The organism is Streptomyces turgidiscabies Car8 (assembly GCF_000331005.1).
Classification (GTDB): domain Bacteria; phylum Actinomycetota; class Actinomycetes; order Streptomycetales; family Streptomycetaceae; genus Streptomyces; species Streptomyces turgidiscabies.
This window is the reverse complement of the sequence record NZ_AEJB01000208.1, coordinates 18,820-35,131: the sequence shown is the minus strand read 5'-3', so window position 1 is coordinate 35,131 and position 16,312 is coordinate 18,820. Positions and strand designations below refer to the sequence as shown.

The 16,312-nt window shown below is 71.2% G+C and carries 10 protein-coding genes; 1 reads left to right on the top strand and 9 read right to left on the bottom strand.

Going from position 1 to position 16,312, the window contains the following annotated elements; all coding sequences use genetic code 11:
• Nucleotides 1-11 precede the first annotated feature (11 nt).
• The 4 genes from fxsT to fxsBH all read right to left on the bottom strand — a co-directional run bounded on the left by fxsT (nt 12) and on the right by fxsBH (nt 8,564).
• Nucleotides 12-3,947: an FxSxx-COOH system tetratricopeptide repeat protein gene (gene fxsT / locus STRTUCAR8_RS13225; RefSeq protein ID WP_044472120.1), complete on the bottom strand. Its 3,936-nt coding sequence runs from the start codon at nt 3,945-3,947 to the stop codon at nt 12-14.
• A complete protein-coding gene (locus STRTUCAR8_RS13220) occupies nt 3,944-5,302 on the bottom strand; it encodes a TIR-like protein FxsC (protein ID WP_006376210.1) in 1,359 nt (452 codons plus the stop codon). Before STRTUCAR8_RS13220 ends, fxsT begins: the two co-directional genes overlap by 4 nt.
• Nucleotides 5,303-5,395: 93 nt before the next feature.
• Complete coding sequence (locus STRTUCAR8_RS13215; RefSeq protein ID WP_241784684.1) at nt 5,396-6,130, bottom strand: AAC(3) family N-acetyltransferase; 735 nt, start codon at nt 6,128-6,130, stop codon at nt 5,396-5,398.
• Between the two features lie 277 nt (nt 6,131-6,407).
• Nucleotides 6,408-8,564, bottom strand: coding sequence for a radical SAM/SPASM protein FxsBH, inactivated beta-hydroxylase extension form (gene fxsBH, locus STRTUCAR8_RS13210; RefSeq protein WP_006376271.1), 2,157 nt, complete (start codon nt 8,562-8,564; stop codon nt 6,408-6,410).
• Nucleotides 8,565-9,059: 495 nt separating this feature from the next.
• Between fxsBH and STRTUCAR8_RS13205 the strand changes: the two genes are divergently transcribed.
• On the top strand, nt 9,060-9,995 hold the full coding sequence (locus STRTUCAR8_RS13205; RefSeq protein WP_078507185.1) for a DUF4231 domain-containing protein: 936 nt from the start codon (nt 9,060-9,062) through the stop codon (nt 9,993-9,995).
• A gap of 9 nt (nt 9,996-10,004) precedes the next feature.
• Here STRTUCAR8_RS13205 and STRTUCAR8_RS13200 read toward each other — a convergent pair whose 3' ends face one another.
• The 5 genes from STRTUCAR8_RS13200 to STRTUCAR8_RS13180 form a co-directional block, all read right to left on the bottom strand.
• Nucleotides 10,005-10,520: a hypothetical protein gene (locus tag STRTUCAR8_RS13200; protein ID WP_044472141.1), complete on the bottom strand. Its 516-nt coding sequence runs from the start codon at nt 10,518-10,520 to the stop codon at nt 10,005-10,007.
• A 92-nt stretch (nt 10,521-10,612) separates the two neighbouring features.
• Nucleotides 10,613-12,079: a GAF domain-containing protein gene (locus tag STRTUCAR8_RS13195; protein ID WP_006376191.1), complete on the bottom strand. Its 1,467-nt coding sequence runs from the start codon at nt 12,077-12,079 to the stop codon at nt 10,613-10,615.
• A gap of 37 nt (nt 12,080-12,116) precedes the next feature.
• Nucleotides 12,117-13,154, bottom strand: coding sequence for a rod shape-determining protein (gene mreB / locus STRTUCAR8_RS13190; protein WP_006376286.1), 1,038 nt, complete (start codon nt 13,152-13,154; stop codon nt 12,117-12,119).
• 223 nt (nt 13,155-13,377) lie between these two features.
• Complete coding sequence (locus tag STRTUCAR8_RS13185) at nt 13,378-14,775, bottom strand: carboxyl transferase domain-containing protein (RefSeq protein ID WP_006376236.1); 1,398 nt, start codon at nt 14,773-14,775, stop codon at nt 13,378-13,380.
• The gene (locus STRTUCAR8_RS13180; RefSeq protein ID WP_006376221.1) at nt 14,768-16,279 is read right to left on the bottom strand and encodes an acyl-CoA synthetase; all 1,512 of its coding nucleotides are present in this window, start codon (nt 16,277-16,279) and stop codon (nt 14,768-14,770) included. The genes STRTUCAR8_RS13185 and STRTUCAR8_RS13180 overlap by 8 nt, the downstream gene beginning before the upstream one ends.
• Nucleotides 16,280-16,312: the final 33 nt, after the last annotated feature.

Sequence of the window (16,312 nt, the reverse complement as noted above, 5' to 3'; positions counted from 1 at the left end):
CACACCCCGCCTCACACCGCCAGCGGCTCCAGGTCCCGGTACACCCGCCGCCTGCTGTGGGCGAACCGGGTGATCCCGTTCTCGTCGCCGAGCAGCATCCGCAGCTCCGTCAGCGCCTCGCCGTGCCGCCGCTCCGCCTCCGCCTCGTGGCCCAACTCGCTCAGTGTCAGCGCGGAGTTGGCGACCACGGCCAGGGTCTCCGGGTGATGCGGGCCCAGTACCTGGCGCAGGGTGACCACAGCGTTCTCCTCCAGCTCCCGGGCCTCGTCGAGACGGCCCTGGCCGGCCAGTACGTTGGCGTAGTTGACCCCGCAGAACAGGGAGTGCGGGTGCTGCGGGCCCAGCACCTCGCCCATACGCCGCAGCACCTGCCGGAACACCGTGTCCGCCTTCTCCGTGTCACCGCAACCCCAGTGGTAGATACCGAGGTTGTTGAACGCGGCCTGGGTGTAGGGGTGTGCCTCGCCCGGTACCTCCATGTACCTGGCCAGCGCCTCCCGGGCGACCTCGCGGGCCCGCTCCCGGTCGTCGGCCGCGAACAGGTCGGCCGCCATGTTCAGGTCGCAGGCCAGCGAGTCCGGCGTCGGCTCCTTGTACTGGCTCCGGTACTGGTCCTGCGTCGCCGACGTCAGCCGCCTGGCGTCCTCGAACTGCCCGGCCCGACGCAGCGACACGGCAAGGGACTTGGCGCACCGCAGGGTGCCCGGGAACTCCTTGCCGAGGATCCGCTTGTGCGTGTCGTACGCCTGTGACAGCACCGCCACCGACTCCGCGTACCGGCCGACCTCGCGCAGGTCGCGGCCCAGCCCCTCGGCCGAGGCCAGCGTGTAGGGATGCTCCGGCCCCAGTACCCGCTGGCGCCGGTCGAGCGTCTCCTGGTCCAGGTCGCGGGCCTCGCCGTAGCGGCCCACCATGCGCAGGGCGAGGGCGAGGTTGTTGGCCGCGTTGAGAGTCCTGGGGTGGGACTCGTGGAAGATCTCGCTGAACCCGTCGTGCGCCTCACGGGCGAGGTCCACCGCGGACCGGTAGTCACCGAGGGCGGCCAGGTCGCTGGCGAGGCTGGACGTGGTGACGTACGTGTGCGGGTGCGTGGCGCCCAGGACCCGGCGCTGGCGGTCCAGCAGTTCGGTGTCGATGTCCCGGGCCTCGATGTAACGCCCCTGCGAGCGGAGCACGTTGGCGAGCTGACAGCGCAGATACAGATACTGCACGTCGTCCTCGCCGCGCAGCGGTTTCCAGTGGTCCAGCAGGTCCTCGGCGCGTTTCTGCGCGTTGGGGAAGTCACCGCGCTTCCAGTAGTAGCGGACCCGGTCGATGAGCAGCCGGCGCGTCTCGGACTCGGTGCAGTTGCGGGCGTCGGAGGCGGTGAGGTGCGGCCAGATGACGCCGAACCGGGGCCAGCTCTCGGGGTCGTCGATCGGCTCGTCGCCGTCGGGACGGGCGCCCGCGAGCACGGTGTGGACGACGTGCCGGGCGTGGCGCTGTTCCTCCTGGGTCAACTGCGCGCGGATCACGGCCTGGACCAGCCGGTGGACCTGGATGCTGTTGCTGACCTGGTCGACCTTGGCGAGCGCGAACCGGCCGATCTCCTGGACGACCCGGCCGAGCAGCAGCGGCTCCTGAAGCGCCGGGTCGTACGGCTTGAGGGCGTCGATCATCTCCTTGCTGTAGAGCAGGTCGGAGGAGATCGGCTCCGGGGCGAGGAACGCGCACAGCTGCAGCAGCCGTACCGAGGCGGGCGAACGTTCCTTCAGCCGGGAGATGGACACGTTCCAGGTGGCGGCGACCGTCTTCGGGTAGTCGGCCGGCTGGTTGAGGTCCAGGACGTCGGTGGTCTGCTCGGCGAGCTGCCGCAGATACGTCTCGACGGGCGTGGCCGTCTCGGCCAGCCAGGCCGCCGCCTGCTCGACGGCCAGTGGCAGGTCGCCCACCGCCAGCGCCACCTGGTCGGCCGCCTCGGGGGTCAGCCCCCTGGCCCGCCGGGTGAGGTGTTCGACGCTCTCCTCCCGGAGGAAGACGTCGACGAGCTGGGCCGAACCCTGCTGCGCCCAGGCCTGGTTGCGGGAGGTGATGAGGATGTGGCCGCTGCCGCCGGTCGGGAAGTACGGCGTCAGCGCGGCCGGGTCGTCGGCGTTGTCGAAGACCAGCAGCCAGCGGTTGGTCGGTGTGCCCCGGGACAGCATCTGGCGGGCTTCCTTGCTGGCCATGGTGATGTCGTCGCGGCCGGGTGCGCCGATGCGGGTGCCGAGTTCGGCGAGCGAGGCGACGACGTCGTCCTCGTGCTCGGCGGACGTCCACCACACCAGGTCGTAGTCACCCATGAAGCGGTGTACGTACTCCAGTGCGACCTGGGTCTTGCCCACACCGCCGAGCCCGAACAGGACCTGGGGCTGGGAGGGGCCGGCGGAGACACCGCCGCCGAGCTGGTCGCGGATCCGCTCCAGGATGACGTCCCGCCCGGTGAACGTGTTGTTGCGCTGCGGGGCGCTCAGATACGCCGGCGTGTTGCCGGGGAAGCGGGCCGCGTGCGGTCCGGCCTCCGGCGCCTGCCCGGGCAGTCCCAGGGCGCGCAGCACCGCGGCGGCGCACTGCGTCTCGTCGAACCGGTGCAGGTCCACGGGGTTGTGGTCGAGGTAGGTCTCGGGCAGCCGCACCTCGTCGACCCGGAGCGGAACCGTCGTACCGGGCGGGGAGTCCATGCCGCTGTCGGTGAGGGTGCGCCAGACGGCGTCGGCGTACCGGGACTTCTGGAACGCGGTCGACACCAGGACGACGGTGCGGGTGGCCGGGTCCACCCGCTCGACGGGACCGCCGGAGATGTCGTGCGTCACGACGTTGCAGCCGACCCGCTTGAGCAGCGACTCGACCCAGTCGGCCCACATCCGGTTCTCCGCCGAGTACGCCACGACCACATTGGCCGCGCTGGTCAGCGGGCGCCGCCTGAGGTACGCGTCGCGGCAGCGCAGCCGCACCGGCTCGGGGATCGGCGGCAGCGAGGTGACGTCGCCGTCGGTGATGACCTGGGTGAGCCGCTCGAACGCGGACAGCAGCGACTTGGGATCGCCCTTCGCGTCGCCGAAGGTGGCGAGGGTCTCCTCGTAGGCGTAGTAGGGGCGGTAGGGGATCTCGACGCTGCCCCAGTACGCCGTCTGCTCGTCCGGGCCCAGTTTCTCGCCCTTGAGCCCCTTGGGCAGCCCCTGGAAGCGCAGCCGGGCCAGCGCCCGGCCGGCGTCGACCTTGTCCTTCTCACCCTCGTCGATTCGCATCGGCACGGGCAGCACCCGGATCGGATGCGGGAGGGAGCCGTCCTCGACACTGCGGGCCACCGCGGCGCCGCCGTCCAGGGACTGGTCGCTGAGGGTGAAGCAGTCGACCAGGACGTCGGGCATCTGCATGGTGCAGATGTCCGCGTTGTCGGACAGGCCGGTACGGCTGTCGATGAGGACGTAGTCGTACGACTTCTTCATGTTGGTGCGCAGCGCCTTGAGGAACGCGCCGCCGCCCAGCCGGTCGTAGAAGTTGTCCCACTCCAGGGAGGACACGGTCGCCGAGTAGGCGCGGTCCTGGCGGCCCGCGGACAGGAAGTCGAGCGAACCGCCGTCCTTGAAGCTCAGCCCGAACCGTTCCGGGGTGAGGGAGATGGCGTGCTGCTCGACGTTCGCGTAGTCGTCCTGCCAGTCGCCGGAGCGCTGCGGACCGGTGGTCGCGGCCCACGCGAAGTCATGAATGATGTTGATGACTCCGGTGGTGGCCACCAGCGCGTTGGGCTCCAGGAACGGGTGGAAGAAACGGTGCAGGCCCGGCGCCTCCAGGTCCCAGTCGACCGCCAGTACCCGCTTGCCGTTGGCGGCGAGGATCCACGCCGTGTTGGCGAGGGCCATCGTGCGCCCGGTACCGCCCTTGTACGAGTAGAAGGTGATGATACGTCCGTTCTGCACGGCGTTCATGCTTCTCCTCCGTCGTGGGATCCCGCTTCCGGGTACTGCGGCTGGATGGGGCCCATCAGGCGGGGCCTGCGGATGGGCGGCCCCGGCGGCGGATGAGCGTCCGCGTGCCTGAGGAACTGCCGGGTCGTATGGGCCACGACGGCGGGGAGCACGTCGGTGAAGGCCTTGAGCGTGGGCACCCCGGTGACGGCGATCCGGCAGTCGGTGCGCCGGCCCCGGTCGAGGAGCAACGGGAGGGTGCGTTCCAGTTCCTCGGTGAGCTGGCGCCCCTCCGAACTGTGACACTGCAGGTCGAGGCGGTTCCACGGGACGATCGCACTCACCCACGGCCGGGCGTGCGAGTCGAAGAGCTTGAGCCGCCGCCGCCGTTCCTCGTCGGTCAGCACCCAGCGGTCGACCAGCAGGATGCCCGGCCTGCCCACCGCCTTGTCGTCCTTCTCGCCCTGATCGCCGTCGTCGTCCGTGGAGTTGCCGCCGGACACCGTCGGGGGCTCTCCGGTGTCCTCGTCGTCGAAGGAGGACACCGTGATCCGGTAGTCGAGGGAGCGGATGAGTTCCTCGGCGAGCGACGGCAGGGGACGGGTGGACTCGCCGTGGTACGGGTTCCAGTCCTGCGCGTCCTCGCCGTACGGCCGGATGTCGCGGTACTCGGGGACGCTGTCACGGGTCGGCGCGGCCACGGTGAGGTGGATGTGGCGGGGGCCCGTGCCGCGCGGCTTGAACGCGCTGGGCGTGCTCTCGTAGTTGCGGGGCCTGCTCGGCGGCAGCGGCGACTCGTGGGCGACCCGCACGATCCGCTGCGCCAGGCCCAGCACGGTCTCCTCGTACTCGTCGTGCAGCCGGTTGAGTTTGATCAGGCCGTAGATCCCGTTGGTGGCGTAGCGGTCGCCGTACGTCGCGTGGTCGAGGTGGATGTGCCGTACGGAGTCCGGGAGTTGGTCGTAGTCCACCCGGGTCCACAGGGCGGGGACGATGACGGACGCGGAGCCCGCGCCGGTGGCCCTGGCGTGCAGGACCCGCTCGTGGAAGGCGAACCACTCGCGGCCGCACATCTCGCTGGTGAAGTACCGGGGCGAGAACAGCGGTACGAACACCCGGCACTTGGCCAGGTTCTCGCTGAGCTTCTCCGGCCAGCCCTCGCCGGAGTGCATCTCCCGGTCCATGAAACCGGCCTGTGAACCGGCGGGCAGATCGGTGAGCGCCATGATGTGGTTGCACAGGTCCCGGTACAGGACGTGCACCCAGTGATCGGGGTCTCCGCCGCCCGTGCCCCATGGTGGTGTGTGGGCGTAGGAAAGGAAGAAGTAGGGCTGGGTGTCCGGCACCCGGTCCTGACCCCGTTCGGTGTTGTCCACACGCCCCCCTGCCCGTCGGTGCGCCCCAGCGCCGGGGTCACCTGACCGGAACCAACAATGTGCCCGACGGTCGGCTCGCCGGGGTTGCTTGTTTTACGTCAATCCGGGGCGATAACTGGCCATCTGATCGACTGCGTGGTCCACAACGGCACGCATGTCGCAAAGCGTGACCGTTTTTCCGGCCCATTCCCGCTCCCTCACCAGTTCACGCGGGAGCCGCTCCCCGATCGCGCCGAAGTCGCTGTCGTCCAGGACGAGATCCTCGTACGAGATCCAGTTCCCCCGCTCGCCCACCACGCACCGGTACGTACGCCGAGGCGCGGGCGGTGCCGTCCGGTACTCGGCCAGATGGAACGCGCTGCACACCTCGAACCCGACGCGCAGCAGCAGGATCTGGGCATCCGCCGCGTACAGCGGGGCCAGTGGCGAGCGCTCACCGAGATGGCAGTGCGGGTCGTGCCGGCCGAGCAACTCCGCCGCCCTGGGCCCGAGTCCGGCGAACGAGGTCTGCGGATGTGTGCTGCGCACGGCACCGGGAGTGGTCCGCACACATTCGGCCAGCGCCCCCGTGGAGGGACACGGTGTGCTGTCAGGAGCGAAGGGCGGCATCGAAGCCCGGAAGGCGGCCTTCTCCCGCTCGGTCATCCCCTCGGTGGAGGCCCGGTACGCCCGCGAGGTGTCGGAGTTCTCCGGCGTGAACGCGGGCACGACAAGCGTGCCTCCGGCCCCCGACCGGGCGAGCAGACAGTCCCGCACGAGAGAGGGAGCGACACCGGTGCCGCGCAGGGAGGCGTGAACGATGAGGGGAGCGCCGGCCCGGATGCCCAACTCCGCCAGAACGTCCCGTAGTTGGACAGCGGAGTGGGGTGCGCCGGCGGGCGCGGAGGCATCAGCGCCGGGACGCGTGCTGTCCTGGGCGACGGGGCCGCTGCTGGCCCTGAGGGTGAACCGCGACTGAGGCGGGCGCGGTTGAGGTGGGAGGTCCGGGGCGGTCGAGGTGTGTGAAGCCAGGCTGGACGTGTCCGCGGAGGTGGGCGGCGCAGGAGTCGGCCGAGGTGGCTGATCCGGGGCGCTTGCGGTGTGGCGGCCCGGGGCGGGGAGCCGGTCAGGCACGGGGGGTCTTTCGGAACGGTGGGCCCGGGTGCTCTGCCCATTCCGTCCACAGCTGGGCGGCCAACACCGCGCCCGTTTCCGTGAGTTCGTGCGCGGGGAGTGCGGTCAGCTCGACGAGGGCGCGTACGGCGTCCTCGCGACGGGAGCTGCCGAGTTGCTCGAAGGCCTCGTCGAGGAGGCGGCCCGCCCGGTTGCCCAGGACGTTCAGGTCACTTGTCTCCCGGAGGGAGGTGAGCCTGGCCCGCCGCCCCAGACGCGGGAGTTCACGCGCGAACTCCTCCGGCGTGAAGTCGACCGCCGCACCCAGCGCCCCCGGCCCGTGCGTGCCGAGCCGCAGTCCGCTGCCCGGTGCGAGCGGAGTGACGGTGGTGACGAGCAACGCGTTGCGGTCCTCGGACCACCGTGGCAGCCGGGCGTCGAGCAGTTCGTACGCCTGCCCGAGGCGCTCGGCGAAGGATGCCGGGGTCGGCCCGGGCGCGAGGGGAGCGGGGAAGCAGTCGCGGTAGGAGTCCGCGTCGTCGACCAGCAGGGCCGGCCGGCCGGGCAGCCGCACGGTGTCCAGCGGGCGCCACTGGGCGGCGGCAGCGGCGTCGGCGAGCTGCACCTGTACGGGGCCCGACGCGCCGAACACCCAGAAGCCGCCCGGCGTCGTCTTGACCTCCACCCGACCGGGCTCCGCCAGCGTGAACGTGCCCAGCGCGGGGAGATGGAGGGCGCTTTCGGACTGGTCCCAGCCGAGCATCACATCGGCGCCGGCCCGCACGGCCGCCGAGAAGGCCAGAGCCATGAAGCGGGGGAGATCCACGCCTTCGTGCCGGGAGCGAAGCAGCCACGTGCGGACGTAGGGGTGGGCGAGAACCCCATTGAGGTGCCGGACCGTGTCGGCCCCGGCGTCCAGCTCCAGCAGAGTCCGCCAGGCGTCGTCCCAGCCGGGTTCCGGCGTCGGGTCGTCGTGCACGACCCGTAGCAACGCCCGGTCCAACTGCAGCTGGGAGAGGCTGAGTTCGTCCGGCCGGAAAACCGACGGGGTGAGTGCCCGGTTCGTCACCCGCTCGGCGATGCCGTCCACCAGGGCGCGCAGATCGGCGCAGAACACGGAAGGGTTGTCGAAGTCGCGTTCGACACTGTAGCGATGGGCGTACAGGCCGCCGCCGCAGGAGTCGACCACCGGACAGCGACGGCACTCCTCGCTGACCCCGGCCAGCCCGCGCTGGCGGGCCAGCACTCCCTCGTGCCGGGCGAACTCCTCGAAGCCGTGCCGGAAGACGTCGTACCCCGTGGCCGCCGCCCCGTCGAACGCCGTCTTGAGCGAGTCCGCCTGCTCGAAACTGCCGTCCGTCTCGACCACCGCGAGGTCGGACGGGGCGAGTCCCATCGCCTCGGTCAGACTGGGACCGCCGCGCAGTGTACTGAGCACCGACTCGAACGTCCGTACGGGAATCCGGCGCCCCTGTTCCTCCCAGAGGTCGAATACGGCGAGCAGCCAGTCGGCGTACGGGGTCGGTGATCCGGTGGGGTTCGGCGGCGGGTTCTCCCAGGTCGAGTGCGGGAGCAAATAATCGATACGGGGAGGATCGAGAGCCGTAAGTGTTTCGTGCACCGTGACGGGATCGTTCGCGACATCGACGGTACAGAGCAAACCGCCGAAGAGGTGGCGGTACGCGGGAGTGCGCAGCAGGTCGATTCCGCGCAGCACCCGGTCGTAGCTGCTGCGGCCTCTGCGGTCGAGTCTGTGCCGGTCGTTGGCGACGCGGTCGCCGTCGAGCGAAATACCCACCTTGACGCCGAATTCCGCGAAGACGTCCAGATGTCGTGGGCTCAGCTGGATTCCGTTGGTGTGAATCTGGAGGTCCAGTGTGGTGACCGGGGCGAGGGCCCGTGTGAGTTCCGCGCAGATTCTTCTGAGTCGGGCGGGGCCGCAGAGGAGTGGCTCGCCCCCGTGCAGGATGACCGCCACGGAAGGAAGCTTGTGTGCCTCGGCGTAGGAGGCGAACTGCTGGGCGGTCCGGGTGAGCGCCTCTTCGGAGATGACGACCGGGCGAGCTTTCCAGCCCTGGTCGGCATGCTCGTACACGTAGCAGTGGTCGCAGGCCAGGTCACATCTGCTGTGCACCTTGAGGACCAGCTGCTGGAGGGAGGGGCTCGTCACACTGCATCATCGCAAAACTACTACCCTACCCGAGGCCAACTTGTCGAAACGTTACAGAAGTTGACGGGTGTGACGCCTGTGACATGGGGGGCATCCGACGGTGGTGCCGTCGGATACACCTGTCCGCGTGAACCTTCGGGCTCAAACCGCCGAGTTGAACGTGGGGTTCGTCGGACGCCTGTCGGGGCTGTCCGGCAACCGACCGATCATGTTCATGACGGCATGCGAGTGTCGGGAGAGGTCCGCCAGCGGGGTCAGCGGCTGGGAGGTCGACCGAGTACCGCTGACGGGCGTTGCCTGTGACTGAGAGAGGCTCATGACTGGCTCGTAGCTCCTTCTGCTGGCGCTGTCCAGCCCCCTTGTCGCCGGTTGGGACCGACCGACGCCAAGAAAGTCTGGTTTTGACGCGGACGATACCGGAGGGCGACCCCCAGGATGGAATCCGCCCATTCGACTTCAGGCTCTGATCGCCAAGAGTTGGCTATTGCGTGGGCGATGACCACGGGGGTGAGTCAATTGCACGCCGGTACTCCGGGGCCCAGTGTCACGCTGAGTGAGAATGATCTTCCGCCGCTGTTTGTCGTAAGTGATCGGCGCGCTCTGAGCCGCCAGAGTGAGTCTCTCTACGCGGTCCGTACGCAGTTGCTGCTCCTGTTGTCGGCGACCGCGATGGCGATGCTGGCGGAGCGTTTCAACAGTCATATTCCAGCGGCATTGGCGGCTCTGCTTTATGCGTTCACGATTGCTATCGGGCTGCATATCGCCCGCCGTCGGGCCCGCGCCCAGTGGCGGGCGCACCGCGATGTGGCGGAGCTCCTCAAGTCGCTTGCCTGGCAGTACATGGTGCACGGAGGGCCGTTCCACTCCAGGGTCCCCGACCCCGACGGGCTGTTCGCGGAACGGCTGGAGGAGCGGCTCCGGGAACTCAGACGAGTGGGCTGGGAGGACTCCCGCAACGGGGCCCACTCCCGGGGAACGGGGCAGATCACCCCGGTCATGCGGACCGTGCGCGCCAAGCCGTTCGCCGCCCGCCGGGAGATCTATCTCCGGGACCGGCAGCTGGAACAGTTCGTCTGGTACAAGAACCGCGCCTCCGAGTCGCATCGCGCCTCCGTGCGCTGGTCCTCCGTCACGGCCGCCCTGACCGGGCTCGCCCTGCTGGCTGCCGTGCTCAGGGCCCTCGGTGTCATCGGCGGCTGGGATCTCACCGGGCTCCTCAGCGCGGGCGCGGCCGCCGGGGTGGCCTGGCAGGAGGTGCGGCGGCACCGGCCGTTGACGTACGCGTACTCCCTCATCGAACAGGACCTGGAGACACTGCGCGTCTCGATGTCCAAGACGGTGACGGAGGCGGGGTGGGCGGAGGCGGTGGCCGAGGCCGAGCGGATCGTGTCACCGCAGCACACCGACTGGCTGGTGCGGTTCGGCGGTTGACCCCCCGACTCAGCCGCGCAGCACCCCCGGTCGCCACAGCACCGTCACCGGAACGCCTGTTCGGCGGGCGTACGCCACCACGTCCCCGGTGCCGCCGAGCCCTCGGGCGGGCCGGCCGTCCCACACCGCGACCAGGCGGTCGGCGTGGTCGACGATCCAGCGGCCGGCCGCGAAGTAGGCCTCTTCGTGTGTCGCCTCCTCGGGCAGATTCACGCGGGTACGGCAGGAGTCGAGGAGACGGCGGTACGCGGCACGGGTGTCGGCGTCGCCGAGGTGGGTCTCGTAGTCCATGCCGGGAATCACGGCGGTGACGGGTATGCCCCGGTCCAGGGCCATGTCGGCGAACAACTGGTCGGCCCCGGCCGCGAGGCAGCTCAGTGCCTCCAGTTCCTCGTCGCCCCGCAACTGCCGGCGGATGCCCGTGCGGACCGACGGCAGAACGGCGGCGGGGATCGATCGGTGCCCGGTCACCCCGATGCGTGTACGGACGCGTGCCCCGATGTGCGTGCCCGTGCCGGTGTCCATGAACGTGCCGACGCGGGTGCCGGCGAACGTGCCGTTACGCGTGCCGATGTCAGTCACTGGCTGCCCTCCGCCGTCCACGGTCCGTGACCTCTCTACAGGGTGCCGTGTCCCAGCGGGGCCTGCCAGATGACCGTCGTACCCGGGCCTGCGCCCGTTGTGTCATCACCACTGTCGCCATCGGCGTACACGGTCAGCCGTACGGCGTCCCGGCCGTCCGGCAGGACCGCCGTCGCGTCGACCGTGACCTCGACGCGCGTGACACCGGGACGGCGTACGGCGGTGGCGAGGTTGCGGCGCAGGGCGGTGAGGAGCCGGGCGGCGACGGGGGAGGGGACACGGTGCTCGACGGGCCCGGTGAAGCGGACGGAGGGCCGGCGGCCGAGCACCGCGGTCGCACCGGCCGTCTCCCGCAGGACCTTGCCGCGCAGGCCTGTCGGTGCGTCGGCCGGAGGCTGCTGGAGGGCGAAGATGGTCGTCCGGACCTCCTGGACGGTGGCCTGGAGTTCGTCGACGGCGTGCCCGAGGAGCTCGCGCACGCTGTCGTCGTCCCCGGCCCGGCGCTGGGTGGATTCCAGCATCATGCCGGTGGCGAACAGTCGTTGGACGACGAGATCGTGCAGGTCACGGGCGATCCGGTCGCGGTCCTCGTACACCGCGAGGCGGGCGCGGCGGCGCCGGGCGTCGGCGAGGACGAGCGCGAGGGCGGCCTGCGAGGCGAACTGCGTCGCGAGGAGCCGTTCCGTGCCGGTGTACGGGCGGTCGCCGCGTCGGCGCGGCAGCGCGAGCGTGCCGATCAGCCGCCCCTCGGCCTGCAACGGCAGCAGCATGCTGGGCCCGAACCGGTGCCGTACAGGGGTCGTCATCCGCGGGTCGGTCGCCGAGTCGTCGACGAACACCGGCTCCCCGCCGAGGAGTTGAACGAGAACCGGGCTTCCCGGGGCGATGACCGTCCCGACGATGTCACCGGGTTCGTCGAGCGTGGAGGCGGTCACGATCTCCATACCGCCGGCGTCCGTCGGCTGCAGGATGACGCCCGCGGCGGCGTCGGCGAGAAGCCGGGCGCGGTCCGCGACGATCATCAGCGCGTCGTCGGCGGCCCCACCGGTGAGCAGCGCGGTGGTGACGGCGGCGGCACCCTCGATCCAGCGCTCCCGCTGCCGTGCGGCCTCGTACAGCCGGGCGTTGCCGATCGCGATGCCTGCCTGCACGGCCAGCACCCGCAGCAACTCCCTCTCCTCGTCGCCGAATCGGGTCCCGTCGAGTTTCTCGGCGAGGTACAGCCGCCCGAACTCCTCGCCCTCCACGAGGATCGGTACGTCGATGACGGTGATGCCCTCCCTTTCGGCGCGCCCCAGATCGGCCCGGCGGATCTCCAGGAGACCGTCGTGCCCGGGGTCGGCCATCCCGAGCCCCGCGTACCGGGCACCGGTCAACTCGGCCGCGCCGTCCACGATGTGCTGGAGGGTGGTGCGCAGTTCGAGATCGGTACCGATGCCGAGTACGGCTTCGAGCCGGGGCGGCAGAGGAAGGGAGGGAGGAGGGGGCGGGTCGCCTGGCATGGGGATGGGGTGGGGCCGCCGGTTCGGGTGGGCGGTCTCAGGTGGCCAGCGGATCCAGTACCAGCGGCTCGATCCGGCCCTCCAGCATGTACCCGAGGCCCTGCACCGCGCACACGTCCGGCCGTTCGGCGATGTGCACCGGCATGCCCGTGGCCTGCCGCAGCATCTGGTCGAACCCGGGGAGCAGCGCGCTGCCGCCGACCATCATGATGCCTCGGTCGGCGAGGTCGGCCACCAGATCGGGCGGGCAGTCCCGGAGCACCTTGCCGATGCCGTCGAGTACGGCGGTCAGCGGCGTCTGGATGGCGTCGCGCACGGCGGCGGTGTCGACCTGGACGGAGCGGGCGAGGCCGGTGGCGACGTCACGTCCGTGGATCTCGGTGGACGACGGACCGTGAGCGGTGAGCCCGTTGCCGGAGAGGGCGAGCTGCAGCGGACGTACGGACTGGCTGGGCAGCATCAGTTCGTGCTGGTGGCGCAGGTGCTGCACGATCGCGTGGTCGACGGCCTCGCCCCCGACCGGGATCCGCTCGGCGGTCACGATCGAGCCGAGGGAGAGAACGGCGAGCTGGGTGGCGGCGGCGCCGCACACCATGACCATGGTCGCCTCGGGCTGCTCGACGGGCAGTCCGCAGCCCACGGCGGCGGCGACGAGTGTGTCGACGAGTTCGACGCGCCGGGCGCCGAGCCCGACGAGCGTCTCGATGGCCGCGCGCTGCGCGAGCGGGTCGGCGTCGTGCGGGTAGCAGGCGGCGGCCCGCAGGAAGGGCTTGCGGCGCAGGGTGCGGCGGACCTTGTCGCCGATCAGGTGCCGCAGCATGCGCTGCGCCATCTCGATGTCGACGACGGTTCCGCCGGACACGGGCCGCACGACCCGGATGTAGTGGGGCGTACGCCCCGTCATCTTCTCGGCGAACTCCCCGACCGCGATCAGCGCACCGGTTTTTGTGTTCACGGCGGCGACCGACGGCTGGTCGACGACGATCCCTTCACCCTTCACGTAGACGCGGGTCCGCGCGGCCCCGAGGTCGACGGCGAAATGGCAGCGGCGCATCTGTTCCAGACTGACGGTCATGGCAGATCCTCCCGAGAGCGCAGACCGAACGGGCCGCGCCGGTCGGCGGGCCTCCACTGGCATCGTGCGGGGGTGGAGGAGCGGGGCGCCTGTTGTAGGGGGCCGGGTGGGGTGCCGCCGTATGGGTGTTTTGTCCTTTATGTCGCAATTCTGACCAAAGTCCCGAGCGGGGTGGCCGAAGGTCCCGAAGAGGCTGCGCGAGGCGTGGGGGGCCTGTGGGGCGTCACGGAATGTCAGGGCCGGGTTCCGGGCGGCCCACGATGCCCCGGACGACGCCCAGCTCCACCAGGTCCTGCGGCCGGATCCGTAGCTGGTCCGCCGTCGCCTCCACCTCCCCCTCCGGGCGCTTGAGGATGGCCGCCGCCGGCTCCGGCGCGATGACGGAGAAGTAGCTGTCCGGCGTGGCCCAGGTGTTGCCCGGAGCGGCCAGGGCCAGGGCGCCGCCCGAGCCGCCCTCGCCGATGAGCAGCGTGGTGACCGGCGTGCGGGTGGCGGCGACCGCGCCGAAGAGGTCCGCGATCGCGGCGCCCGCGCCCTGGCGCTCGGCGTCGGCGTCGTTGGCGGCGCCCGGGGTGTCCACCAGGGTCAGCACCGGCACGCCGAGCCGGTCCGCGAGGCGGATCAGCCGGGCGGCGGTGCGATAGCCGGCGGGGCGGGTGGCCGTCCCGAGCTGCGCGGCGTACGCGACGGTCCGCCCGTCCTCCGCACGCTCGCCGAACCCGCACACCATCCCGGCGTCGGTGCCCCCGCAGCGGTCACCGCTGATCGCGGCACGCCGCGTGAAGTACGCGTCCAGATAGGCGTCGGCGCGCGGACGCCGAGGGGAGCGGGCGCGCTCGACGGCGTCCCAGCCGGTGGTGGGGAGGGACGCCGTACCGAGGGGTGGGGGTGGCGGGGCGGCCTCCGTCGACCCGGTCTCCTCGGTACGGCCGCTCAGCAGGCGCAGCCACAGGGCCAGGGTCTCCCGGAGCGCCTCCGGACGTACGACCGCGTCGGCCGCGCCCGCCGCCACCTGAGCCTCGGCCGTGTACGCCGCCGGGTCCGCGTCGGCCGGCCGGACCCGGGAGCCCGCGAAGCCCACCTGGGCACCGGGCAGCGCCAGTACGACGTCGGCGCCCGCGCCCAGGGTCGCCCAGCCGCCGCCGGTCGTCGGATCCCGGAGCACCGCGATCTGCGGCAGGCCCGCCTCACGGGTCAGCGCCGACTGCCGGGCCACACGCTGGAGCTGGGTCAGCGCGAGCATGCCCTCCTGCATCCGGCTGCCGCCCGTCGCGACGAGCGGGACGACGGGCAGGCGGTGGGCGCGGGCGTGCTCGTACGCCAACTCCAGGCGGTCTCCGGTGCGTTCGCCGAGCGAGCCGCCGAGGAAGCCGAACTCGAAGGCGATCAGTACGGCCGGGGTGCCCCCGATACGGGCGGTGCCGCAGACGACGGACTCCTCCTCGCCGGTACGGTCGGCGGCGCGGGCGCGCGAGGTGTCGTAACCCTGCCAGGCGAGGGGGCCGTCGGGCTTGAACTCCCTCTTGGAATAGGTGAGTTCGACGAAACCGTCACTCGCGCTGTCTGAGAGCAGGGCGATGATCTCGCGGGCCGAGAGGCGTCCGGGGGTGCGGTCAGTCACTGGGCAGCGCCCGCTTCATGATCTTCCCCATGTCGTTGCGTGGGAGGGCGTCCAGATAGCGCACGACCCGGGGGCGTTTGTGCGGGGCGAGACGGGCCGCGACGTGGTTGGCCAACTCGTCGGCGTCCGGCGGGGACTGGGGATCGGCGGGGACGATCCAGGCGACGATCCGCTCGCCCAGGTCGGCGTCGGGCTCCCCGGTGACGGCGGCCTCGCGTACGCCCGCGTGTTCCAGCAGAGCGTTCTCGATCTCGCCCGCCCCGATCTTGTAGCCGCCGCTCTTGATCAGGTCGGTGGCCTTGCGCCCGACGATACGGACGTAGCCGTCGGGATCGCGTACCGCCATGTCGCCGGTGCGGAACCAGCCGTCGGCGGTGAAGGCGGCGGCGGTGGCGTCGGGCCGGTTCAGGTACTCGGTGAACAGGTTCGGCCCGCGCACCTGGATCTCACCCACGCTCTCGCCGTCGTACGCCGTGATGGGCGCCCCGTCCTCCTCGACGAGCCGCAGCTCGACGCCCGGCAGCGGTACGCCGACCGTGCCCGCGCGCGGCTCCCCGTCCGCGCGGACGCTTGGCCGGGGGTCCGGGGGTGTCCACCGGGACGAGCACAGCATCAGCGTCTCGGTCATGCCGTAGCGCTCCACGACCCGGCGGCCGGTCGCCGTCGCGATCCGCTCGTGGTCGTGCACGGGCAGCGCGGCGGAACCGGACACGAGCAGACGGGCCCGGCCGAGCGCCCCGGCGAGTTCCGGGTCGTCGGGGAGCGCCTCCGCGATCCGGTGGTACATCGTCGGGACGCCGAACAGCATCGTCGCCCCGTCGTTGAGCTCACGGGTGACGCCCTCCGTCGCGAACCGCCCGAGGTGCCGTACCGAGCCGCCGCGCCGCAGCGGGCCGAGGATGCCGAGAATCAGACCGTGCACATGAAAGAGCGGAAGCGCGTGCACGAGGACGTCCTCGTCGGTCCACTGCCAGGCGTCGGCGAGCGCGTCCAGGGTGGTGGCGACGGCCCGGCGCGGGATGACGGCGCCCTTGGGCGGGCCGGTGGTGCCGGACGTGTAGACGATCAGGGCGGGGGATTCGGGGGAGAGGTCGTACGCTGTCCCGGGGGCTCCCGAAGGGAGGCTGGCCGCGCCGTCCACCGCGACCTCGATGCGCTCCAACGAGCCGAAGGCAGCGGGGAGTTGGTCGCCGGGGGCGGTGAGTACGAGAGTGGGTGAGCTGTCCTTCAGGATGTGGCCCAGCTCGCTCTCGCCCGACTTCGGGTTGAGCGGCACCGCCGGGACCCCGGCCAGCAGGGCGGCGACGACACCGACGGCCGTCTCCAGCGTCGGCGTCGCCCAGACCGCGACCCGGCCGCCGGCCCCGGAAATCCGGTCGGCGAGGGCTCCGGCCGTGGCGGCGAGTTCGGCGTACGTCAGCGAGCGCTCGCCAAAACGCAGGGCGGGCCGCCCGCTCAGGGCGCCGGTCGGGTCGCCGGTCAGCCCGGGGAAGAGAGAGGACACGCGTCGTACTCCTTAACTCGTCACGTCGGTTGT